At 44.0% G+C, this 22,764-nt stretch carries 26 protein-coding genes; 16 read left to right on the top strand and 10 right to left on the bottom strand.

Annotated elements, in window-relative coordinates; all coding sequences use genetic code 11:
* Positions 1 to 30: 30 nt before the first annotated feature.
* Entirely contained in the window at positions 31 to 1,401 is a 1,371-nt protein-coding gene (gene hutW, locus R7Q48_RS04055; protein WP_115386759.1) for a heme anaerobic degradation radical SAM methyltransferase ChuW/HutW, read from the bottom strand.
* A 160-nt stretch (positions 1,402 to 1,561) separates the two neighbouring features.
* Here hutW and R7Q48_RS04060 point away from each other — a divergent pair, with 160 nt between their 5' ends.
* From R7Q48_RS04060 to R7Q48_RS04085, 6 genes are read left to right on the top strand one after another with little or no spacing between them, the layout of a single operon-like run.
* Positions 1,562 to 2,308: an energy transducer TonB gene (locus R7Q48_RS04060; RefSeq protein ID WP_064354554.1), complete on the top strand. Its 747-nt coding sequence runs from the start codon at positions 1,562 to 1,564 to the stop codon at positions 2,306 to 2,308.
* Positions 2,308 to 3,006 carry a MotA/TolQ/ExbB proton channel family protein gene (locus tag R7Q48_RS04065; RefSeq protein WP_017821236.1) on the top strand — a complete coding sequence of 233 codons (699 nt, stop codon included), beginning with the start codon at positions 2,308 to 2,310 and terminating at the stop codon, positions 3,004 to 3,006. The genes R7Q48_RS04060 and R7Q48_RS04065 overlap by 1 nt, the downstream gene beginning before the upstream one ends.
* Entirely contained in the window at positions 3,003 to 3,416 is a 414-nt protein-coding gene (locus tag R7Q48_RS04070; RefSeq protein WP_005375322.1) for an ExbD/TolR family protein, read from the top strand. Before R7Q48_RS04065 ends, R7Q48_RS04070 begins: the two co-directional genes overlap by 4 nt.
* 28 nt (positions 3,417 to 3,444) lie before the next feature.
* A complete protein-coding gene (locus tag R7Q48_RS04075) occupies positions 3,445 to 4,314 on the top strand; it encodes a hemin ABC transporter substrate-binding protein (protein ID WP_213893295.1) in 870 nt (289 codons plus the stop codon).
* Between the two features lie 9 nt (positions 4,315 to 4,323).
* Positions 4,324 to 5,361, top strand: coding sequence for a FecCD family ABC transporter permease (locus tag R7Q48_RS04080; protein WP_005375318.1), 1,038 nt, complete (start codon positions 4,324 to 4,326; stop codon positions 5,359 to 5,361).
* Positions 5,361 to 6,143, top strand: a complete 783-nt coding sequence (locus R7Q48_RS04085; RefSeq protein ID WP_053303821.1) for a heme ABC transporter ATP-binding protein — start codon at positions 5,361 to 5,363, stop codon at positions 6,141 to 6,143. Before R7Q48_RS04080 ends, R7Q48_RS04085 begins: the two co-directional genes overlap by 1 nt.
* Before the next feature lie 112 nt (positions 6,144 to 6,255).
* Here R7Q48_RS04085 and R7Q48_RS04090 read toward each other — a convergent pair whose 3' ends face one another.
* Complete coding sequence (locus tag R7Q48_RS04090; protein ID WP_005385033.1) at positions 6,256 to 6,717, bottom strand: TetR/AcrR family transcriptional regulator; 462 nt, start codon at positions 6,715 to 6,717, stop codon at positions 6,256 to 6,258.
* 607 nt (positions 6,718 to 7,324) lie between these two features.
* On the opposite strand from R7Q48_RS04090, the gene R7Q48_RS04095 reads away from it, so the two are divergent.
* Positions 7,325 to 7,624, top strand: coding sequence for a YfcZ/YiiS family protein (locus tag R7Q48_RS04095; protein WP_005375307.1), 300 nt, complete (start codon positions 7,325 to 7,327; stop codon positions 7,622 to 7,624).
* 88 nt (positions 7,625 to 7,712) lie between these two features.
* On the opposite strand, the gene R7Q48_RS04100 is transcribed toward R7Q48_RS04095, so the two are convergent.
* Positions 7,713 to 7,985, bottom strand: coding sequence for a YnjH family protein (locus R7Q48_RS04100; protein WP_005375306.1), 273 nt, complete (start codon positions 7,983 to 7,985; stop codon positions 7,713 to 7,715).
* Positions 7,986 to 8,304: 319 nt separating this feature from the next.
* Between R7Q48_RS04100 and R7Q48_RS04105 the strand changes: the two genes are divergently transcribed.
* Positions 8,305 to 8,904 carry a hypothetical protein gene (locus R7Q48_RS04105; protein ID WP_005375305.1) on the top strand — a complete coding sequence of 200 codons (600 nt, stop codon included), beginning with the start codon at positions 8,305 to 8,307 and terminating at the stop codon, positions 8,902 to 8,904.
* Between the two features lie 73 nt (positions 8,905 to 8,977).
* Here the strand turns inward: R7Q48_RS04105 and R7Q48_RS04110 are convergent, their stop codons facing one another.
* Complete coding sequence (locus R7Q48_RS04110; RefSeq protein WP_005375304.1) at positions 8,978 to 10,087, bottom strand: 1-acyl-sn-glycerol-3-phosphate acyltransferase; 1,110 nt, start codon at positions 10,085 to 10,087, stop codon at positions 8,978 to 8,980.
* Positions 10,088 to 10,278: 191 nt separating this feature from the next.
* On the opposite strand from R7Q48_RS04110, the gene R7Q48_RS04115 reads away from it, so the two are divergent.
* Positions 10,279 to 10,887, top strand: coding sequence for an AraC family transcriptional regulator (locus R7Q48_RS04115; protein ID WP_256902600.1), 609 nt, complete (start codon positions 10,279 to 10,281; stop codon positions 10,885 to 10,887).
* 117 nt (positions 10,888 to 11,004) lie between these two features.
* Here the strand turns inward: R7Q48_RS04115 and R7Q48_RS04120 are convergent, their stop codons facing one another.
* Both R7Q48_RS04120 and R7Q48_RS04125 read right to left on the bottom strand, forming a co-directional pair.
* Positions 11,005 to 11,487, bottom strand: a complete 483-nt coding sequence (locus R7Q48_RS04120) for a hypothetical protein (protein WP_017635276.1) — start codon at positions 11,485 to 11,487, stop codon at positions 11,005 to 11,007.
* Between the two features lie 14 nt (positions 11,488 to 11,501).
* Positions 11,502 to 12,035 carry a nicotinate-nicotinamide nucleotide adenylyltransferase gene (locus R7Q48_RS04125; protein ID WP_065275432.1) on the bottom strand — a complete coding sequence of 178 codons (534 nt, stop codon included), beginning with the start codon at positions 12,033 to 12,035 and terminating at the stop codon, positions 11,502 to 11,504.
* Between the two features lie 178 nt (positions 12,036 to 12,213).
* Between R7Q48_RS04125 and nadE the strand changes: the two genes are divergently transcribed.
* The gene (gene nadE / locus R7Q48_RS04130) at positions 12,214 to 13,044 is read left to right on the top strand and encodes an ammonia-dependent NAD(+) synthetase (protein WP_005385021.1); all 831 of its coding nucleotides are present in this window, start codon (positions 12,214 to 12,216) and stop codon (positions 13,042 to 13,044) included.
* A gap of 100 nt (positions 13,045 to 13,144) precedes the next feature.
* On the opposite strand, the gene R7Q48_RS04135 is transcribed toward nadE, so the two are convergent.
* Positions 13,145 to 14,962, bottom strand: coding sequence for a hybrid-cluster NAD(P)-dependent oxidoreductase (locus R7Q48_RS04135; protein ID WP_256902599.1), 1,818 nt, complete (start codon positions 14,960 to 14,962; stop codon positions 13,145 to 13,147).
* Positions 14,963 to 15,229: 267 nt separating this feature from the next.
* Here R7Q48_RS04135 and R7Q48_RS04140 point away from each other — a divergent pair, with 267 nt between their 5' ends.
* Both R7Q48_RS04140 and pyrC read left to right on the top strand, forming a co-directional pair.
* The gene (locus tag R7Q48_RS04140; RefSeq protein ID WP_005375297.1) at positions 15,230 to 15,394 is read left to right on the top strand and encodes a YqaE/Pmp3 family membrane protein; all 165 of its coding nucleotides are present in this window, start codon (positions 15,230 to 15,232) and stop codon (positions 15,392 to 15,394) included.
* A 155-nt stretch (positions 15,395 to 15,549) separates the two neighbouring features.
* Positions 15,550 to 16,578, top strand: a complete 1,029-nt coding sequence (gene pyrC, locus R7Q48_RS04145; protein ID WP_256902598.1) for a dihydroorotase — start codon at positions 15,550 to 15,552, stop codon at positions 16,576 to 16,578.
* A 95-nt stretch (positions 16,579 to 16,673) separates the two neighbouring features.
* On the opposite strand, the gene R7Q48_RS04150 is transcribed toward pyrC, so the two are convergent.
* Positions 16,674 to 17,579, bottom strand: a complete 906-nt coding sequence (locus R7Q48_RS04150) for a DUF808 domain-containing protein (RefSeq protein WP_025768513.1) — start codon at positions 17,577 to 17,579, stop codon at positions 16,674 to 16,676.
* A 172-nt stretch (positions 17,580 to 17,751) separates the two neighbouring features.
* On the opposite strand from R7Q48_RS04150, the gene R7Q48_RS04155 reads away from it, so the two are divergent.
* A complete protein-coding gene (locus tag R7Q48_RS04155; protein WP_213897554.1) occupies positions 17,752 to 18,669 on the top strand; it encodes a M14 family metallocarboxypeptidase in 918 nt (305 codons plus the stop codon).
* Here the strand turns inward: R7Q48_RS04155 and R7Q48_RS04160 are convergent.
* On the bottom strand, positions 18,664 to 19,452 hold the full coding sequence (locus R7Q48_RS04160; RefSeq protein WP_005385013.1) for an AraC family transcriptional regulator: 789 nt from the start codon (positions 19,450 to 19,452) through the stop codon (positions 18,664 to 18,666). The two genes, R7Q48_RS04155 and R7Q48_RS04160, sit on opposite strands and share 6 nt — an antisense overlap.
* Positions 19,453 to 19,550: 98 nt before the next feature.
* Here R7Q48_RS04160 and R7Q48_RS04165 point away from each other — a divergent pair, with 98 nt between their 5' ends.
* The 3 genes from R7Q48_RS04165 to R7Q48_RS04175 all read left to right on the top strand — a co-directional run bounded on the left by R7Q48_RS04165 (position 19,551) and on the right by R7Q48_RS04175 (position 21,504).
* On the top strand, positions 19,551 to 20,456 hold the full coding sequence (locus R7Q48_RS04165; RefSeq protein WP_149191610.1) for a DMT family transporter: 906 nt from the start codon (positions 19,551 to 19,553) through the stop codon (positions 20,454 to 20,456).
* A 145-nt stretch (positions 20,457 to 20,601) separates the two neighbouring features.
* Positions 20,602 to 21,087: an acyl-CoA thioesterase gene (locus R7Q48_RS04170; RefSeq protein ID WP_005375279.1), complete on the top strand. Its 486-nt coding sequence runs from the start codon at positions 20,602 to 20,604 to the stop codon at positions 21,085 to 21,087.
* A gap of 171 nt (positions 21,088 to 21,258) precedes the next feature.
* Positions 21,259 to 21,504, top strand: coding sequence for a hypothetical protein (locus R7Q48_RS04175; RefSeq protein WP_005375277.1), 246 nt, complete (start codon positions 21,259 to 21,261; stop codon positions 21,502 to 21,504).
* 367 nt (positions 21,505 to 21,871) lie between these two features.
* Here R7Q48_RS04175 and malG read toward each other — a convergent pair whose 3' ends face one another.
* The gene (malG, locus tag R7Q48_RS04180) at positions 21,872 to 22,762 is read right to left on the bottom strand and encodes a maltose ABC transporter permease MalG (RefSeq protein WP_005375275.1); all 891 of its coding nucleotides are present in this window, start codon (positions 22,760 to 22,762) and stop codon (positions 21,872 to 21,874) included.
* Positions 22,763 to 22,764 lie beyond the last annotated feature (2 nt).

Consider the following 22,764-nt stretch of genomic DNA (forward strand, 5'->3'; position numbering starts at 1 on the left):
TGTCTTCCGTTTTTGTTCAATTTGTTTTCATTAATTATTGGATGCTTTCGGTACGGTTTCGTTCATCTCTGATGTGAGTACCTGAATACAACTTTGAGCCAATGACACTGCCCAGAAGCTGCCTGCAAGAGTAAGGACTGCGCTACGTTCATGTAGTTGTACTAAGCCTTTCGCTTGCCACACTTTAAATAGAGGCAATAAAAACCCGAACGCGCCCTCTCCCATAAATGATGGAAGTTGATTTGCTTGAACAATGCCACAGTCAAACGCAGATTTGAGTGCAGAAAAAAGCGGTTCTAGAGGGCTTTGCTTCATCATCATCGCGATGGTGCTTTGACCTTCGTTGACCGCTTTAATATAGGTCTCTAGTGTGCGGTGTTGCATCATCCCGTAGCCACCGATATTACCTCCAGCACCACAGCCAATTGGCAATACCTCTGCATAAGTCTTGGCTAAACTATTGTATAAACTACGCTCGCGGTTATCGATTGCCCAATGGTTCACGCTAAGTTGCTTCATATGGTGTTTGGCCATAAAGTTCACACCGAGCTCGTACATTCCCGCTTTTTCTGGTGTGGTCGCAGGTGGCGGGATTTTTCCCTTTTCTACGAGGTTGAGCATGGGAGCGGACCCACCAACCACTAACTGATACAAATCCAGTCCGTGTGCACCAGTCGAGAGGAAATCATTTAAATCTTGCTCTAACACTTCTTTGGTTTGATAAGGTAAGCCATAGAGTAAATCGATAATGACCGGAATTTTGTCTTCTTTGGCGATCTCGCTCACTCGTTTGAGGACATCTTCCCTATCATCTAAACGTTTTGCGCTGCGGCGCACTTGTGTATTAAAACTTTGCACACCAAAAGAGAAACGATTAAAACCACCCTCTAAAGCGCCTTGATACAACTCATCAGAAAAACGATTGATGCGACCTTCTAAGGTGATTTCGCAGTCTGCAGCCAAAGGAAAGTGGTCTCGGATAGCCTGGCCTAACACACGAACCTGTACTGGAGATAAATCCGTTGGCGTTCCGCCCCCGATATATACGGCGTGAAAAATACCATTTTGTGTCCAAGGTAATGCCGCTTTCTCTCTAAGCTCCTGCATTAATGCTTCAAAGTACTCATCAACCAGTGTGCGACTTGCAGCATTTTGAAAGAAGTTACAAAAAGTGCAACGAACGCGACAAAACGGAACATGAATATAAAGACAGCGTTTATTGGTCGCTTTAATTGAGTTAGCCGTAATACTCGAAAAAATCGCCTGTTGTTGAGACGAGGGCACAGGTACGCTCGCTCCCCCGGCATGTGCAGAATGCTTCTTAACAAAAGCAAATCGCAATGGATCAGGACTATCACTGCCCAACACTGATTCATCAAGCTTATCGATATCGACGCTCATATATACTCGCTTAACTCCCATCATGTAAGGGATGGAAGCTGATCTTAAAAATTCTGCAAGAATCATAATTTGAGCGTAATGATAATGCAATTGATAATTGATCTTATTTCCATTGTAAGTAATAATCTGCCCAAGTTTTCATAGTTTCCCGAGATATTCCGTGAACGTACAAAGATATGTCATTGCAGGAGGTGCTTCCCTTGCCATCCATGCCGCACTTCTTTTTGTTTCTCAAGAGACAAAGGTGTTCGCGATGCCGGCTGGAAACCCAGCAAGTTCGGTAAGTCTAAATCTTGTGTCTGCTCCTCCCGCTGTCGAAAAATCTACACCAGAAAATGTAGCACCACCAAAAGAGCAGCAGCCTCAAGACCAACCTGAACCAGAAAAGAAGATTGTAAAAAAACAGGTCGTCAAGAAAGACGCTGTTAAGAAGAAGGTAGTAGAGAAAAAACCTGAACCGGTTAAACAATCTAAACCTAAAGCGGTCGAGCCCACCAAAACCGTAACAAAGCAAAAGGTTCAGCCCGAAGCGAAACCAAAGAAAAAAACGGAACCAGTGAAGAAAGAGACGGTAGCTCAACAATCCGCACCTGCGAGCCAATCCAAAGGGGCAACGTCTCAGCCTGTCTTGGTCGACAAACCAACGTTTGTGAGTCAACCAACACAACCCCGTTACCCAAGGTCTGCACAAAGACGCGGTATTGAAGGTGTAGCCTTGTATGAGATATGGCTAGATGAGAATGGTAACCAGATTAAACAGGTTTTGATTGAGTCTTCCGGCACAGAGTCGCTAGATGCCTCAGCACTTCGTGCGATCAAACAGTGGCAATTTACACCACATATTTCAGGTGGGCTAAAAGTCGCTCACCGAGTACAAGTACCTGTTCGTTTTAAGTTGGATGGATAATGGAACAACTACAAGAATTACAAACTCAATTTGGGCTGATGACATGGCCTTTGATCATTTGCTCAGCTCTAACCGTGATGATCATCGCCGAGCGATTATTCCATGTGTTAATTAGCCTTGGTGTAGGAAAGCGAGCCATTCGCCAAAAGCTCACAGGATTAGACCCAACAAATGGGAGCGAACTTGAAGCACTTGCTGAAGAGTTGTCGAATAAGCGGCCGCTTCTGTACCGTGGTGTTGCGATGTTGCTTGCTCATCATTCGTTTTCGAAATCTTTAAGAGAAGATGCCGCAGGTATTTGGCTGCAAGAAAAACGCCATCAGTTGCATTCCGGCCTTCGTTTGCTGACGCTGATTGGCGTCATCAGTCCTTTAATTGGCTTGCTTGGTACGGTACTTGGCCTAATTGACATGTTCAAAGGCATCGCGGTTTCAACGGGGAATATCACTCCGAATGATTTGGCTGACGGCCTAGGTCTTGCTATGCGCACCACTGCCGCGGGTCTCATTATCGCACTTCCTGCTATTTCAGGAGCGCAGATCATTGGTTTGTGGGCGGATCGTGTAATCGCCAAGCTTGAGCACACTTTAAACTACGTCAACTTATGGCTTGAAGGTATATCGTTACAGCATGTCTCGCCAGACCACTCAAAAGTAACACTGCGCTCTTCTGGGAAGATTGAGGCCGCAAGTCAATGATTAAAACACCACAAGAAAATAGTCGTAACGGTTTAACCCCCGATTTAACACCGCTGTTAGACATTATTTTTATCGTCATGGTTTTCCTGATGTTAACCGCAGCGGTCAAACTCGATTCATTAGACGTCAATTTACCGAGCACAGAATCTCAGGCTGTTGCAGATGTCGATAAGCAATCCATCACGGTAAATATTCTTAAAGACGAGCCTTACTGGGCTATTAACGGCAAGACATATATCGATTGGGACAACTTTACCCTCGCGCTGTTAGAAGAGAGTAAGTCAAGCGATAAACCGATTGTAATTGGAGCAGAAAAAACCGCGAATATTCAGTCGCTAGTACAACTTCTCGGTTTTTTACAAGAAAACGGAATTCAAGCAACTCAGTTACTCACTGAAGAGCCATCATAAAAATAAGTAAGATAGAGATCCTTTCAAAATGAAGAACACACGCATCACTATTCATGCTGTTGTCACGACAGCTATTTCCCTACTTGCGAGTAGTCAACTTTTTGCCAATGAAACGCCATCCTCAGAGCGCGTTGTTAGCGCAGGCAGCGCCGTCACTGAACTCTTGCTTGAACTCGACGCTAAAGATAGCTTGGTTGCTATCGACGTCACCAGTCAATTACCAAAAGAAATGGAACTGCCTAAAGTGGGCTACCATCGTCGTCTTTCAGCGGAGGGGTTGCTCGCCTTACGTCCGACAAAAGTCATTGGTTCTGATGAGATGGGGCCGAAAACAACATTGAACCAATTGAAATCGGCTGGCGTAGATGTAGAAATCGTTAATACTGATGCAAATGTCGAGGGCCTTTATCAACGTATTGATCAAATTGCGAACCTTATGGATCGCAAAGCTCAAGCTGAAAGCTTAAAGCAAGATGTCCAGGCGCAAGTACAAGCACTCAATGCAAACCAACCTGATCAAGCGAAGAAAAAGAAAGTGCTCTTTCTGCTGATCCATGAAGGGCGACCTGCAAATGTTGCGGGCTCACAAACGACACCCGATGCAATTATTCAACTCGCCGGCGGACAAAACCCAGCCGCTACACAACTCTCGTCTTACAAGCCTCTATCCACAGAAGCGATGGTAGAGATGCAGCCTGACGTGATTCTTGTTAGTGGTCGCAGCTATGAAACGTTGGGTGGTGCCGATGCAATTTTAAAAGCAATGCCGCTTCTTGCTGCAACACCCGCTGGAAAGAACAAAGACATCATAACGATTGATGGCCATGCTCTGGTAGGTGGTTTGGGCCTTAAAAGCCTTGCAGAAGCTAAACGCTTGAATGCACTGCTTTACCCATAGAGACATGACATGTTGTTAAGACGCATCCCCCTTTCAACGACGTTATCAGTGCTTAGTGGATTTTTAGCATTTATTGCTATCGCCTCTATTACCGTTGGCCCAATGAACATTAGCTTTGCTGACAGTTTGCGTAGCCTAACGGGAGGCAGTTCTGATCTCGCTCCTCACATTCAGTTGGTCATTAACGAAATCCGATTGCCTCGCACCATTTTGTGTATGTTCATCGGCGCCATTTTAGCAATTTGTGGTGTGGTTATGCAGGGCTTGTTCCGTAACCCATTAGCCGAGCCTGGTATCATTGGTGTGTCTGCTGGCGCTGCTCTTGGTGGTGCATTCGCTATTGTTGTATTTGCTGAATTTAGCCAAAACTATCCGCAACTAATGAACTTAGCGGCTCTGCCTCTTTTTGCTTTCCTTGGCGGTGCACTAACGACTATTCTCGTTTATAAACTCGGCACAAGTAAGTTTGGTACCTCAGTTACAATTATGTTGTTAGCCGGCGTTGCCATCAGTGCGCTCTCGGGTGCTGCGATTGGCTACATGAACTTTATCGCAGATGATCAGATGCTGCGAGACTTGACGCTTTGGTCGATGGGCTCATTAGCTGGTGCAAATTGGTCAGGGATTGCTCTATCTGCTGTAACACTCGTCATCCTATTACTCTGGTTCCAGAAGAAGTCGATGGCGCTGAATGCTCTGTTGTTAGGGGAATCAGAAGCAAGACACTTAGGAGTTCCGGTTCAAAAACTCAAACGTCAGCTTATTTTACTTTCTGCACTGGGTGTTGGTATTACGGTGAGCATCAGTGGTGCAATTGGCTTTATTGGGCTCGTGATTCCTCACTTAGGGCGCATGCTCGCTGGGCCTGACCATCGAACGCTATTACCAATATCTGCCTTAATGGGAGCACTGCTTCTTACTGCCGCAGATATGTTTGCTCGTGTTGCCGTGGCACCAGCTGAATTACCAGTTGGAATCGTGACCGCATTGATTGGCGCGCCCTTTTTCATCTACTTATTGTTCCAGCAAAAAGGGAAGATTTTGTAATGAACCAGATCGTTTTATCGGGGAAAAACATTTCGATGACGTATGGCAACCGTGTGGTGCTCAATGACATCAACATTGATATCCGAGCTGGTGAAGTGACCGCCCTACTCGGCCCCAATGGCGCAGGTAAAAGTACTTTGCTCAAGCTTCTATGCGGTGAGATCTCTTCGAATCATCACATCACCTACTTCGGTAAACAAAAGCATGATTGGGAGCCTGAAAAAAGCGCCAAACATATTGCAATGCTCCCGCAGCACAGCACCTTAACCTTCCCATTTCTAGCCAGAGAAGTAGTAGAGCTGGGGGCAATACCGCTATCACTGTCCAATAAAGAAACCACTAAACTGGCTTTACATTACATGGAACAAACCGACGTATTGCATTTAGCAGAAAGCCTGTACCCGTCTTTATCTGGTGGAGAAAAGCAACGACTGCATCTAGCACGAGTGATGACACAACTACATCAATCTGGCGAAAAACGAATCTTAATGCTTGATGAACCTACCTCAGCGTTGGATCTCGCCCACCAACACAACACGTTAAAGATTGCTCGTGAAACGGCAAAAGCACAAAACGCAGCGGTGGTTGTGGTGTTACATGACTTGAATCTAGCCTCTCAGTACGCAGACCGCCTTGTACTCTTGCATAACGGGAAACTAGTTTGTGATGACACGCCATGGAATGCACTAACGTCAGAGCGCATTGAGCAAGTTTATGGCTATCGATCTATTGTGACAAAACATCCGACGCTAGACTTCCCTCAAGTGCATGCCGCGGCATAAAGCGTATCTCCTCTAAGCCGTCTCTAAAACACTTCGATACGACAAAGGCCCGCAATATGAGAGTTGCGGGCCTTTGCTTTGATAGTGGCAGAATTTGGTGCTTTAAAGGCTATTACTTGCTCATTTGGATCAATGATCGACCAATCAACCACTCAAGCTCTTTGTCACCACCCGCACCAAACTGGCTTTCAACCATTTTGTATAAGCGGTCAATACCATTAGCAGCAAATTCTTGCGCATTTTCAGCGGTGACAATGTGATGGAATAGCAGTCGTAAAATCGCGAGAAACTCAGCATCTTCCAGCGCTTTAATCCAACTTTGTGAAAATGCATTTAATCCTTTATCAAACTCTAAGTGTTCAATAAACATTTTAAAGATACGGCCATCCAGTGCGGCGGTGAAGTCCGTTTTCTTAGGGAAGTGATGGCTAATACCGGTACGCGATATACCTGTCTGCTGGCTTAGCGTCGTGTACGACATTTTGTCGTAACCTAATCTGAGTAGCTGATCAATAACGGCATCCATGATCTTTTGGATAGTGATTTCGGTATCTTCTTTACTACGCTTTGGCATATTTTAAGCTCTTCTCTTTGTAAATCCATCTAACTCACTATTAAATGAGGCCAGAATGAAATCATTCTTAGCATTATACCCGGCTCGCCGATGCGGTTCGATTAGCGAAAACCTAGAAATCAGGTTGCTAAGCGCTGCACTTGAAAGCGCTTTGGGTATATGTATTGCGACTATTTAATATCATGTCGAGTTCCAAACCATAACGTCTTTACACTGCGTAATGTGTAATTTTCAGTTATGTTTTTGTCAATACATGCTACTCAAAATAAGGCGAAAAGTTAGTCTCATCAAAACCTTGCGCCAATTATTCATCGAAACTATTCAAAGACCAAGAATGATAATTATTAAAAATAATCAATCAAGAAATAGTCTTATAAATTAACCATTAGTTCAACTGGACTGAGCAAAATCTCGTCACTATGTTCGTTAATTGATTTTAAATGTTGATATATATCACATTAACGTTCTTGATGATTTAGTAATCCAATCTTTAACCCTTACTTAACAAGTGCCTATTCTGTTCCTTTTTTACGCAAAAGTCGTCATTTTTGTAGATACAGATCAAATACCTGATAGAATACCCTTAGTATTTACAAGAGGATTCGTTATGAGTGTCGAATTAGAAAAAAACCAAGTATGTGAGGCCTGCGGCTGTGCTGGCGAGATAGGCTTTATCATCAAAGAAGGTGACGAAGTTGCCGACGTAACGGTTTTCGCACAGACAAAAACAGAGCTAGAGTCTGAACTACAAAAATACATCGAGCTCGCTAAATCAGTATGTGCTGATGTTGAATACAATGTTTCAGAAATAACCGAAGAATCGAACCAAGCGACGGCTCGATTCAAATTTGAAGTAAGTGCTGAAAAACTTATCTTTGAATTAAAAACTCGCTCACTCGCGCGTTAATGAAAAAAGCGAGCATGATGCTCGCTTTTTATTTTTCCAATCTCTTAATCTTAAACCGCTCTAAATGAAACAGACAACTTCGGCGCGTTTATTTGTCTTTTTTGAACACGACCCACTTTAACGAGCCATTGGTTTCAAAATCGTTCTCAGCGGTACACATCAGTAATACGCCTTCAACATTAATCACGGCCCCTGTGGTGTAGGCTTTATCATCGTAGTAACAGATACGCTGACCTACCTTACCGTCAGCAACTATTAGCGCTTTGTTTTCTGGTGTACTGTATGATTTAGCAAAAACGGAACCCGACAGCAGTACTGCAAAAACACCAGCGGTAAAAATAGATACACTTTTTAACTTCATGAAAATCTCCCTCAAACCTCAATAATACTAACAAGGACCCTTGTGAAGTTCTTGGAAGAATCTCATATTATTCAAATATCTACTGATATTTTTCTCACCTCTACGCTTGAATCTGCTTCACATTCAATCATTTAATTTATCTCATTTTAGTAAGCTTGAAGTTACTTAGCGCAGTAAAGAAGCGCACACTTTTAACGTGTATCTCTAATTTGAATATTTAAGTTATGAATCAAAAACTGTGAGCAAAAAATGCATAATAGGTTTATTTAAGTATAAGATAAGCACCTGTCGATCTCGGTATTTAACTAACTCTTTGACTATGCGTTTTGTTTCCCTATGCCTTACTTCAATCCTGCTCTGCTCGTCTCCTTTGGCATATGAGCTAGATTACTATTCTAAGTTTGGTCACATCGATAATTACGGCAATCTTGATCTTAGAAACAAGCCTTACACCCAACTACCCTCTGGCCTAGTGGTAAAGGGCAACTTAAACATCTCACAAACCCCTATCAAAACCTTGCCTAAAGGGCTTGATGTTGAAGGCAGTCTGGAAGCAACTAACAGCGCACTCAAAGTTATTCGCTCAGGAACAAAGATAAAAGGCTATGCAAACCTACTAGGTAGTAAGATCGAAAACTGGCCTAAAGGCATCAAACTAGGCGGTTACCTAAATCTGACAGATACACCGCTAAAAGCGCTTCCAGCTAAACTTCGAGTAAAAGGTGATCTAAGTGTTATTCGCACTCCCATTTCTGATCTTCCTGAAGGATTGGTGGTTGATGGTAATCTTTATATTGGAGGATCAGCGCTGAAAGTATTTCCAGACACAATGACGGTGAAAGGGAATATCTATTTAGGTGGTAACAGGATCACAAAATGGCCCAGCAATTTAACCCTTGGTGGCGCCGTCGCACCTTAAAGAGCAGATAAACAAAAGCCCCGGCAGACCGAGGCTTTAAGGCATTCTGAATCAACGAGTTCAGTGACGAAAGTTACTCTTGGTTATTCACAGGATTAGCATAGCTCGCCACCAAATAAGGTCTTGCTCCTTCAGGTAGCTGATCCAACTTATCCGCGAGATGACGCTTAACCGCTTCCGTAATGATGCTCGAATCTTCATGCCCAGCAGCTAACAAGTTGATTGGGTACAACTTGTAGTTGTTGTGAATTTGGCGGTCGATTTCACCAGCAAGAGATTCCGGCGTTTCAAACTCTTGCTCAATCACATCACCAAACGCAACATGTACACGGCCTTTATAGCCAACGATACCTTGAATGATGCTTTCGATATCTTCAAATTCGCCTTTTTCATAGCGGCCATTTTCTGCTTTTTCGTACAGCTCTTTTGCTTTGGCAATGTCACATGGATCATTTTCATAGGCAATCGAGACAGGAACGATTTTCAGAGAACGCGTGTACTCACCAAAGCTGATCTTTTGTTTACGACCTTCAACATGGAACATTTTTAAAATCGCAGGATCAGTAAAGTCGTTTCCATCTTTAGCACGGCCTTCCTTTTGGGCAATCCAAATTGAATTGCCAGTATCAAGCGAATGTTTGATATAGCTTGACAGTTGTCCCAATGCTTTCATCATTTCTCTAGGCGCTTTAGCAGAGCGCTTAACGATGAAGCTCTTATTGAGTCGCATCAATTCTGTCGCACATGGCTTCTTCAGCAGGTTATCGCCAATCGCTATACGAACTGTACGGTGCCCACTTTGGTACAAGCCATAGTTTACGAGCGCAGGGTCCATCGCAATATCACGGTGGTTAGAAACGAATAGGTATGACGTGTTTTTATCCAGCTTATCCAAACCAGAAAAAGTGACGCCATCCGTTGTCTTATTCAATGTATCTTTCAGATACTTCTTCACTTCAATCTGAATAGCTTCGACAGAATCAAGCTTGCTCCACTTGGCTTTCAGGTAGATGCGCAGGATCGGGCTCATTAGCGTTTTGAACCATGCTGCTTTATTAGCAAAGCGATGTTCTAGGATAGCAGTGATAAATTCATCATCTTGGATTAGACGATCCAGCGCTGCTGGAATTTCTTCGTCGTTGTAAGGACGAATTTCAATATAAGGATCGATATTGGCTGTCATTGTTCATTACATATCAAAAAAAGCTGGCACATTTTACGCATAGTTTTGCTGACAAGCAGCATTTCAACCCATACTTTTAACATGGTCATACCAGTTAAGCCACCATTTATCATGCTAAAAAATTCTCTCAGCAGGTTGGAATCGTATGGGTTTAACGTTACCCTTAGCGCCAAAAAACACTGGTACTCATAATGAACTACGCAATTGAATTTCACGACGCTAAATACCCCTTTCTTGATGCAGCTGCGCGTAAAAAAGCACTGAAGCACAGTCTACTATCTGTCATCGAAGGGTTAGCCGTCATTAAATTGGGTAAGCAGGAGTATGCCATTGAACCAGGCCAATATTTTTGGATTCCTCAAGGATGTTTGAGCTCCCTCACCTTTTTACCTAATTCTCGTGTATATCGTTGTGATTTTTCTGTGCGTTTAAATGACGACTTCTCACAACAAGCGGGCTTTGTGAAGCCTTCACCGCTACTAAAAGCGCTCGTCGAGAAGCTAGCAACAACTGCCGAACGCTCGGATCTGCAAACCGATCTACTGACAGTAGTAAGACATGAAGTATTGACGCTGTCTCCTAAACTAGCGCACTCAACGTTAACGAGAACCATCAATCAATGGACTCCTGGCTGTGACATGAATATTTCTAAAGAGCTTTGCTTGGTACTAACACTACGTGAAGCAAGAAAAATGAAACTGTCGGGGAAGAAGGAAGAGCAAATTGTTGACTCTCTTTTTGCTGGTAACACCGAAGAATATGAACAGCTTTGCTTTTTAGTCTTTGGAGAAGCGCTATAACTTGCTCTTCAACAAGCTACGTCTTCAGCATTACGGACACAGAAAGTAGAGATTCAAGTAAAAGCAAAAAGGGCGTACATTGATAATGTACGCCCTTTTTTCATTTGCTTGAGGTGTCTAGAAAGGTACCTCTATCTGCATCATCCAGTCAGCGTCATAATATTCGTGCCAACGATAATCAAACCGCATTCTTGGCTGTCCGTCGGATTTATCACCAAAACCAACGCTGAACATCAACCCGTGACTACGAAGCCACTCTTCTGTATCCATTTTACTCTCTTCGTCTCGAAGCTCTTCCGGCATCCAAAAACCAAGACCAAAGTAATTCTTTTCTAAGTTTTGAGTTAGAAGTGGGGTGTCTTCCGGCTTAATCGCCCACTCCTCCCAATAGTTTTCTGTTGGTCCTTCAAGCTTCGCTTCCGCTGCATACCAAATCAATGCTTCAGTACTTAACACGCCGATGGAATCTAAAATTTCTTCACAGATTGGAAGCGTGTTATCTTCAAACACCACGGAACGATCAGAAAAATAGTTACACGCGGAATGAGCTTGTGTCACCACAAGCAGCGCACATGCACTAAATAAAACGACTCTGACCATGAAAATCTGACCTCTCAGTTCCCAGACAATGTTTCTCTGTATAAGCCTTTACTAAGTAATAAATCACGTACGGAAGGTGTTGTATAGGCGCCGATCTCTTCACCCTCGGCCAATGCTTTGCGAATATCCGTGCTTCTGACTTTTACTTTTTCAGGACATGCCATAACAGTCCAACGTTCCGTAATCTCTTCAGCTCTACTAAATTTAGCAAATTTGAAGAAATTATCAGGACCAATGACAAAAGTTATATCGGCAGTTGGGTAGATTTCTTGAATTTTTTCTAACAACGCATAGGTCGTCACACTTTGTCCAGGTTGGTATAAAGCTTGCTCTGCATCAGAACGCTGAACATTAGAAAGCCCCATATCCTTGATGAACACATCAACCATTTTGCACCGAGTTGGGTAATCAAGCATGTTCTTGCCCCAAGCGTGTGCAATGCTTGGCTCAAGTAGCACAAGATCAAAGTGGCTCAAAGACTCAATAACACTTTTATGCCCTAAACTAGGTGGGTTAAATGCACTACCAAAAATGGCGATTTTTTTCATATCCGGTGATTACCTGGTTGAAGAGAGTTTTCTAATCTGATGATTTCGGTATGATACTACTAATCTTTACAGCTTTTGACCCTAAAGTCGCGTTTAATGAGCCTCAACTGTATGGTTTATCACCATTTGAGCAAATGCGCTTTAGAGTCTGAAATATTTGCAGGAAAAGGAACCCTAAATGGAACAATCCATCCGTGACGAAATGCGCGTACTCCCTTCAATTGATCCGCATTTTGAAATTGAACGCCGTGTCGCTTTTATTAAGCGTAAATTGCAAGAAGCGGGCTGTAAGTCTCTTGTTCTTGGCATCAGCGGTGGCGTTGACTCAACGACATGTGGTCGTTTAGCTCAGTTGGCTGTAGACCAACTAAACGAAGAAGCGGGCAACAATAGCTACCAATTTATCGCAGTTCGCCTGCCTTACGGGGAGCAAAAAGATGAAGATGAGGCTCAGCTCGCTCTGTCTTTTATCCAGCCAACCCATTCTGTATCGGTGAACATCAAAGCAGGTGTTGACGGGCTTCATTCAGCTTCTCACGTTGCATTAGAAGGCACAGATCTTCTACCAACTGATGCAGCAAAAGTCGACTTCGTAAAAGGCAATGTAAAAGCGCGTGCTCGCATGGTTGCTCAATACGAGATCGCGGGCTACGTAGGCGGCCTTGTTCTTGGTACTGATCACTCAGCAGAAAACATCACTGGTTTCTACACTAAATTTGGTGATGGCGCTTGTGACATGGCACCATTGTTCGGATTAAGTAAGCGCCAAGTTCGTGAAGTGGCTGCTACATTGGGTGCACCTGAGCAACTAGTGAAGAAAGTGCCAACAGCAGACTTAGAAGAGCTTGCTCCACAAAAAGCAGATGAAGATGCCCTACGCCTAACTTACGAGCAAATCGACGACTTCTTAGAGGGCAAACCTGTTCCACAGCAAGTGAGTGACCGTCTGGTAGCGATTTACAAAGCAACGCAGCACAAACGCCAGCCAATCCCGACAATTTACGACTAAGCGATATTTTCAGCTCTCTTTAAAACTCAAAACGCTGCTAAAAATAGCAGCGTTTTTTTGTCTAGGAACAGTTTTTGTCGAAGGACAAAATTGCTCTCGCCTAGTTGGTTACTGTTACGTCCGTCTCTGGCACAGCACAACACGCCAATACGGTTCCCATTGCACGTTCCTCATCAGTCAGCGCGGGCACGTCCGGATGATGAACTTGCCCCGACGTAAGCTGAACTTTACAGGCACCACATAAGCCTGCACGACAGCTATTGCTGATGACCTTCCCAGCATCTTCGAGCTGATCTAACAACGTTTTTTGGTTGTTGCCTACGACTTTAGTTCCATTAAAGTCAATAGCGAGACTTTTCTCTGGCTTTGACGTAAGAGAAGAAACTCCAAACGCTTCTTGATGGTAGTTTTCCTCTGGCAGCCCTTTTCTTAGTAGAAGACTTTTCGCTTTCTCCATAAAACCATCAGGACCACACACAAACACTTGGCGCTGTTCAACATCTTTTATTTGCTTAATGTGTGACAAACTTAAACGCCCTTTTAACCCAAACCAATCAACGGCAGGCTGCGTCAAGCAGATTTTCACTTCTAACCCCGGGTGCTCACGCTTTAACTGCTCCAACTCTGAGCGACAAGGAATATCATTTTCGGTGCGACATTGATGGTAGAAAACCACATTATCCAACTGATTGTGATCCGCTAAGTAACGCACCATTGATAACATTGGTGTTACTCCGCTACCCGCAGAGAGTAACAGCAGAGGCTGCGCTTCATGCGTTTTAAGGTGGAACTGACCGTCAGGTTGTTCTGCCTCTAAAACATCACCGACTTGTAAGTTGTCTAAGAGTGAGTTAGAGACTCTTCCACCCGCGATACGCTTTACAGAAATAGCATAACGACCCGGGCGAGAAGGACTGGATGATAAGGTATAGCGTCGACCCACTTTCTTACCATCAATATTCACCTCTATTGGCAGGTGTTGTCCTGGCAAGTAATTAGGCAACGAACCTTTGTTTGGCTCTAACCATAAGGTCACAAAGTCTTGGGCAATTTCTTCACGCTCAACACATGTAAGCTTCATGCGCACTGGCGAGTTATCTGCGTAAAACTCCGGCTCTTTGTACTCCAATACTTCAACTTTATCGCCTTGACGAATAATGCCTTCATTTCGCGCGACAAGATTCTGGCCAAAGAACACACCACCGACATCGTTTGCACGGAACTGTTGCAAGGTTTTGAGCGGCTCTTTGCTCTCACGGAATGTGCCTCTTTGGGTATTCACCGTAGTCAGGATACAGCGCTCGCAAGGTTTGAGAGACTCAAACTCTACCTCACCGATTCGTATGCGCTTCCATGAATCTTCTTCAAATGGCTTAGTATCAGAGACAACTAAGTTAGTACGAAACTGATCCATTGAGTGTAGCTCTGAACTTCTTCGGTTCAGCTCATCAAGTGAAGCTTGGCTGATCACTAAAACCGGATAACCATCAGCAAAACTGACGTTTTGACCTAGCTTTTCACGGACACGATTCGATTGCTCACCACTAAACAACAACTCAACGCGCTGCCCCAACACACGACTAAACCAGTCATCTGCATCATCTGTCGTGGTATAGGCAGTAAACGTATCTTTCCAAACCGTTGCAGGTGTCTCCTGCATTTTGAAATCTTGGTAACGGATTTTAAGTGGCTCCATACCCAAACTACTAAACACCACTCCATCGGACAATAAGGCAGACTTAATGGTTACCATTTGCGGATACTTTCGCGCAGTGATCATCGAGCCATCAGCTTTCGCAATCATAAAGCGACGATCGAAGCTCAATCCTTGCTTCTCAACCCATACGGACGACAGCGATAATCCGCCAACTGACTTAACCGGAAAAACATTAATTTGGGATAAAACGGGTTGCGACATAGCCTTCTTCCTACGGGTGTTTTTTATTTGTTGCGGTATTGTATACTCAAATCACATTAAGTTGCAGAGTCTGCTGCCTCTTCATCCATTTCAACTTTCTCGAAACCATATTCTTATAAATTTGGTTTTAGTGACAAGTATTTACTACACTCAATATTCGCGTTTTTTAACACCGTTCTGACCAAATACCGTTTGATAAAGTGTGATACGACACACATAATTCACCCAAGTTATCACTACTCCCATTTATCGATTTGGAGCTTAATTATGGATACAAGAAAACTGGTTCTGATTTTGTTATGTATCTTTCTTCCGCCTGTCGCGGTGTTTATGGAGAAAGGTCTAAATAAAGACTTTTTGATTAATCTAATATTGACGTGTTTCTTCTTTCTACCAGGTACGATCCACGCGCTTTGGTTAACAATGAAGTAACCACTTACACTCTCACTCTTTATAAAATTGAAAAATGGGATGAAATATGAGGGCAATTCCTCTATCATCCTGTCGCCTAAGCGCAAGCGTTTGCTCAAAAGCAAATACGGCGCTTAGGCTCCAATCAGACAACTTTTCAATGGTGGGAGCAATTAATGACAACACTGACTATCACTCGTCCTGACGACTGGCACGTTCACTTACGCGATGGGGAAGTTCTTAAAGACACCGTTCGCGACATCAGCCGCTACAATGGCCGTGCGCTGATTATGCCAAATACCGTCCCACCTGTTACTACAACTGAGCTCGCCCTAGCCTACCGTGACCGAATTATTAAAGAGCAACATGGCGAACAGTTTGAGCCTTTAATGGCGCTTTACCTTACAGATAACACGACACCAGACGAAATACGTAAGGCTAAAGCAACCGGACACATTGTTGCTGCCAAGCTCTATCCTGCTGGCGCCACAACAAACTCAGATTCCGGTGTGACCAATGCGAAAAACATTTATCACGTTTTAGAAGCAATGGAAGAAGTCGGAATGTTACTTCTAGTTCATGGCGAAGTAACACATCACGATATTGATATCTTCGACCGAGAGAAAGAATTCCTTGATACTGTCCTCGCTCCTATCGTCAATGACTTCCCTAATCTTAAAATCGTTCTAGAACATATCACCACCGCCGACGCAGCAAACTTCGTTAACAACGCCTCAGACAACGTAGCGGCTACCATCACTGCCCACCATCTTCTTTTCAACCGTAACCACATGCTTGTGGGTGGTATTAAACCTCATTTCTACTGTTTGCCAATTCTTAAGCGCGGAACCCACCAGCAAGCGCTGATCGAAGCAGCAACTAGTGGTAGCAAGAAGTTTTTCCTAGGTACAGACTCAGCGCCACATGCGAAAGGGGCAAAAGAATCGGCTTGCGGTTGTGCTGGTTCTTACACTGCACACGCAGCGCTAGAGCTTTATGCAGAAGTCTTCGAAAAAGAAGGCAAGTTGGAAAACTTGGAAGCTTTCGCAAGCTTCAACGGTCCTGATTTTTACGGCATTGCACGTAACACAGATACAGTAACGTTAGAAAAATCCGCTTGGGATGTGCCAGAAACGATGCCATTTGGCAATGATATCGTTGTGCCTATTCGAGCAAATGAACAGATCGAGTGGAAAGTGAAGTAAGTACTTTACTGACGTTTCACCCATAAAACAGGGTCATGCTTTTTGTAAAAAGAAGTCATGACCCTTGTTATTATCGTCTCATGTTTTAGATGTGATTATTGACCACGAAGCTTTTCAACCATCGTCCATACCGCAACCACAACCAACCCCGCCACAAAGCCGATAATACCGTTCAGTAAAATAGGCAAAATGGCTGTAGCAACCGAATGACCACTAAAGTTCATAATAATCGGCTCTACAAAGTGATGAATGGCTGGCACGTTGTGCACCACAATTCCTCCACCCACCAAAAACATCGCAGCAGTTCCTACAATGGTTAACAACTTCATCAACTTTGGTGCAAAAGCGACCAAGGCCCCTCCGACTTTCGCCACCCAACCTTTACCGTTTGAGCGACTTTCAAGGTAAAGGCCTAAATCATCTAGCTTCACAATCCCAGCGACTAGTCCATAAACTCCAACCGTCATAATCACTGCAATTAAACTGACAACTAAAATTTGCGTAACAAGACTGGCTCCTGTCACGGTACCTAACGCAATCACGATGATTTCTGCTGAAAGGATAAAGTCTGTCCGAATCGCACCAGAAACTTTACGCTTTTCATACTCTTCTATCGACTCGCCAGTATTAACTAGCTCATCTTCTTCTTCGTGCGGATGCGAGTGAGGAAACACTTTCTCAAGTACTTTCTCTGCCCCTTCAAAGCAGAGAAATAAGCCGCCAATTAGCAATAATGGCATGATAAGCCATGGAATAATCGCGCTAATAAGTAAAGCTGAAGGAACTAAAATCAATTTATTTTTGAATGAGCCTTTTGCAACCGCCCAAACCACTGGAATCTCTCGCTCAGATGCAACACCAGACACTTGTTGAGCGTTTAACGCTAGATCATCTCCCAACACACCTGCGGTTTTCTTTGCCGCCATTTTTGACATTAAGGCGACATCATCAAGCACCGTGGCAATATCGTCCAACAGTGTGAGTAAACTTGCTCCAGCCATTTTTTGTCTCTTATATGAAATTGAGTAAGTAACAAAATGTAACACCAATGAATCACTCATCAAAGTGATGATTTTGCAAAGAATACCACCCCAAATGGTGTTTTATATTGCCGTAAAGATAAGACAGGTCTAGTCTTGTGATACCTTTCAGCAGTCAAAAGAAAAAGTATAGATGAAAAGTGGATACATTTACCCGATCGGTACTCCTGGCCAACCTTGGAACGAAGAAGAACGTAAAGCTTGGTTAGCAACGCAAGAAGTAAAACGTAGCTACCAAGATGAAGTCGTCAGTAAAATCGATGCCCTACGCGAGCGTTTTGATGTTGAACAATATGGTGCGCTCTCATACAACGAGGCACGCTTCCCTCTGTTTTGTATCAAAACACACAATTGGGATTCAACTAAACCTGTTGTGTTGGTCACAGGCGGCGTGCACGGTTACGAAACCAGCGGTGTACATGGCGCATTAAAGTTTGTAGAAACAGAAGCAGAGCGCTATGCAGAGCATTTCAATATTGTCGTTGCACCCTGCGTAAGCCCTTGGGGTTACGAGGTGATCAACCGCTGGAATCCAAACGCGATTGATCCAAACCGCTCTTTCTATAAGGATAGCCCTGCCGAAGAGTCCGCTAACCTCATAAAGCTAGTTGCAACTTTAGGCGATGTGTTAATGCACATTGATCTACATGAAACGACAGATTCTGACGAAACTGAGTTCCGTCCAGCCTTAGCTGCTCGTGATGGTATTGAGTACATTGAAGGTATGATCCCAGATGGCTTTTACACGGTGGGAGATAGTGAAAACCCTCAGCCTGACTTCCAAAAAGCGGTCATTGAGTCAGTTGCAAAAGTGACTCACATTGCACCAGCAGATGAAAACGGCGAAATCATTGGTTCACCCGTCGTACAGTTTGGCGTTATCAACTACCCAATGGTAAAACTGGGCCTGTGTGGCGGCGTAACAAATTGCGTTTACGGCACGACAACGGAAGTGTACCCAGACAGCCCAACGGTGACCGACGAAGAATGTAACGATGCACAGGTTGCAGCCGTGGTGGGTGGTTTGAATTACATAATAGCTCAGCTATAACAATCGATTCTTGTATTGCTCCGGTGTCATGCCGGAGTATTTCTTGAACATCGCGATAAAAGGGCTAGCTTGGTTATAACCTAACGTCAGAGCGACTTCTTTTACGGTCTGCCCTTTACGCAGCAACTCCATAGAATGCAAATAACGTACACGTAAGCGCCACTCAGTAAAGCTCATTCCTAATTCACTCTGGCAATGTCTCGCTAACGTGCGTTCTGTGGTATGCACTTTTGCCGCCCACTCCGCCAAACTGATCTCATCCGTCGGCGATTCTTCTACTGCTTTTAAAATCGGTTCAAGATACTTATTGTCGGTAGTCGGTAAAAAGTGATGTTCGACTTCTTGCTTTGCAAGCTGGTCCAATAACACTTGTACCAAGCGCTTGTCTTCATCAGTTTGCGCCACGTTAATGTCTCGCTGACGAAAGTCCTCAATAATAGATGACACGATTGGAGTCACTTTGATCAAGCTCGTTTTGGTAGGAAAATGCGCTGTCAATTCAGGGGCAATGTTCAAAGAACAATATTCGATTGGCTTACGGTTGTAGCTAGTGTGACGAATTCCGGCGGGAACCCAAATAGCAAGATGTGGAGGTGCTAGAAATCTTGTGTCTTCTGCATCCATCTCCAGAATCCCACCGCTGATCAGTTGCACTTGCCCCCAAGGGTGGCTATGAATTCGTGTTTCTGTATTAGAGAGAAACGCTTCGAAATTCATAAATACATCTGATGGCGCACGATCGATTGATAAGGAGGGGTGAAGATTTCTGGCGCTCTTTTTCAAAATTGTCTTCCTATCGCTTACGATGTCTTTTAAGAGATACTTTTTATTATAAAGACCTGCCAGACTAGCGCCATCAATAATTGTGCTATAGGGTTCTCATGATTTATTTACTTCCGTTTTTCACCGTTATGATTTGGGGTGGTAACTCAATTGTGAACAAGATGGCTGCGAGCGCCATTGAACCAAGTGCGATGAGTTTCTACCGTTGGTTTGTCGCAATGGTACTCCTAACGCCATTTTGCCTGCCTGCAATCATCAAACAACGACACATTATTCGACCTTACTTAGCTAAGTTGGCGTTTCTTGCGTTACTTGGTATGGTTCTCAACCAGTCACTTGGATACTATGCCGGTTTAACAACAACGGCCTCTAATATGGCTCTGATCACCTCTTTAGTTCCTTTGCTCAGTGTGTTTTTAAGTGTCCCATTACTCGGTAAATCTATATCAATGTTAAGTATCGTCGGTGGTGTCATTTCGCTCGGCGGCTTGGCATTTATGCTTGGTCACGGTGATATCACTTACTTTTTACATCAAGACTTAACGCAAGGTGACAGCTTAATGCTCGTTGCTGCCATGGTATACGCGGCTTATTGTGTTCTGCTAAAACGCTGGAAAATGCCATTCAGTAGTTTAACTCTGGTTTACATGCAGGGCTTCTTTTCTGTTTTGATGCTCACACCACTTTGGCTCTCTAGTGAGCAACTGTTACCAAGCCAAGATGCGCTACCATTAATCGCTTATGCTGGTATTGCTGCTTCCATTTTCGCGCCGCTAATGTGGGTCAAAGCGATTGATTCAATTGGTGCTGATTCAAGTGCTATGTTCATGAACCTAATGCCTGTGGTTTCCGTCATACTTGCTTCAACACTAATTGGTGAGAAAATTTACGCTTACCACATTATTGGTGGGTTGTTAGTCATCTCTGGCGTTATCCTGTCGCAAGTAAAAGTAAGACAGAGAAAACCATTATCCAATTCTGAGATTGCCTCTACCGCCAATTAACATCTACACCCCAAGCCACAGAACTACGCTGTGGCTTGTCACTTCCAGCGTTCGAATAAAAGTTAAAATTTTGTTTCATTCGCTATTCCCGAAAATTCATCTTGCTGCTAAATTGGGAAAACAATAACCCATCAAGGAAAGACAGATGAGCAGTGGTCAAAGAGACATTACCCTTCGCTTTTTAGCAGAACCCAGCGACGTAAATTTTGGCGGAAAAGTGCACGGCGGCGCCGTAATGAAATGGATCGACTTGGCAGCGTACGCCTGCTCTGCAGCGTGGAGTGGTAAATATTGCATTACCGCATATGCTGGCGGCATTCGGTTTGTTGCGCCGATTCATGTCGGCAACTTAGTCGAAGTTAGCGCGAAAGTCATTTATACCGGACGAAGCTCAATGCACATTGCGATTGACGTGCAAGCCAGTGATCCAAAGCAAATGAAAAACAGACTCACCACTCACTGTATCGTTATCATGGTTGCTGTAGATGAAAACGGAAAACCAACCGATGTACCGAAATGGATTCCAGAGTCAGATGAAGACAAAGCCTTAGAGCAATCCGCGATCCGTCTTATGAACATGCGTAAAGAGATTGGGGAAGAAATGGAAGCACACGTTAAATATCTCAAGTAACTGGCATCCGTTAAGAACACTATTAAGTACCTCAACGTTACCCAGACCCAGAGTGTGGAGCAACATCATGGTTTTGCCATTTGTTTCACGCTCGCCCTTCTCTGTCATAAATCCTTCACCTAGCTTTGCTTAAATCCATCCATTATTTTAGAGTTGGATAGAGTTTGGATCTTGAGACTAAAAGAAACGACCTTAAGTGAAGAGACGTTGACCAATTTAAAAGCGGTCGAGTACCAGTGGGTGAGAACCATGTACGTCGAGGGGTATAACGAAACAGAAATTAATCATTACATTCAAACTTGCTTTGGCGGTGACGTTACCTTTGCTAATCTATTTCGTCGCGTCGCACTGCAGCAAGAAAGTTTGTACACGCTGCTTCAATACGTTGGATGCGCACCTTCCAGCCGAGAGTTTTAATCTCTTCCTTCCCTACCTCAATTTAGCTTTTTACTAAGCTCTAGTTATTTATGTGAAGTGCTACGCAGGGCGTTATTCAAGCCCTGTGTAATCCATTGCAAAGCCGCTAATCTCTATCTACTTATTGCACAATTGCCTTTAACAGGCATAAAAAAACCTGAGTCTAAACTCAGGTTATGGTTACAAAAACTGTTAGTGATTGAATCGTAAGGAACTAAGCTAACAGCCAGCTATGCGTAACGCCAATAAAAGCCAAGATATTACTGATCGGCGGCCAAACCAAAATTGTAATATCCGTGCTAAGTATAAGGGCGACCATGTGGTCGCCCTTTTCTAGTTATTCTTATCAATCTCAGACCACAAGAGATTATCCTTTCACACCACCAGCGGTTAGACCACCAACCAACCAGCGCTGCGCAAGTAAGAATACGGCAGTGATTGGCACTGCTGAAAGTACAGCAGCTGCGGCAAAGTCACCCCACAAGTAGTTTTGTGGATATAGGTATTGCTGCATACCCACTGCAAGTGTGTACGAGTCTACATCAGAAAGCAGTAGTGACGCTACAGGAACTTCACCAATTACCATGATGAACGACAATATGAAGACTACCGCTAGGATTGGCACAGACAGTGGCAGCAATACCAAACGGAATGCTTGCCATGGTGTAGCACCATCAAGAGCCGCCGCTTCTTCTAGAGACGAGTCAATACTTTCGAAGTAGCCTTTAATGGTCCAAACGTGCAGTGCGATACCACCTAAGTAAGCGAAGATCAGACCGCCATGCGTGTTCAGACCAAGGAAAGGAATGTACTGACCCAGTTTGTCGAACAACGCGTACAGAGCAACCAGTGCCAACACCGCAGGGAACATCTGGAAGATCATCATCGCTTTAAGAATGGTGTTCTTACCTTTGAACTTCATACGAGCAAACGCGTAAGCCGATGTGGTTGATAGCGCCACGATTAGGATTGCAGAAATACCACCCACTTTTACCGAGTTCCACAACCATGTCATTACTGGGAATGGTGGCGGTGTAACTGTACCGTCTGGATTAGTCACCGAGAAACCTAATGCCAATTTCCAGTGATCAAGTGTTGGGTTGTCTGGGATCAGGCTACCCGTTGCAAAGTTACCTTCACGGAATGAAATCGCGATGATCATCAGTAAAGGGAAAATAATCAGTGCCAAGAATGCCCACATTGCAATATGAGTAGCCCAAACACGATACTTTAATGACTTACCTTGTACCATTGCCATTG

This window comes from Vibrio sp. 378 (genome assembly GCF_033339435.1).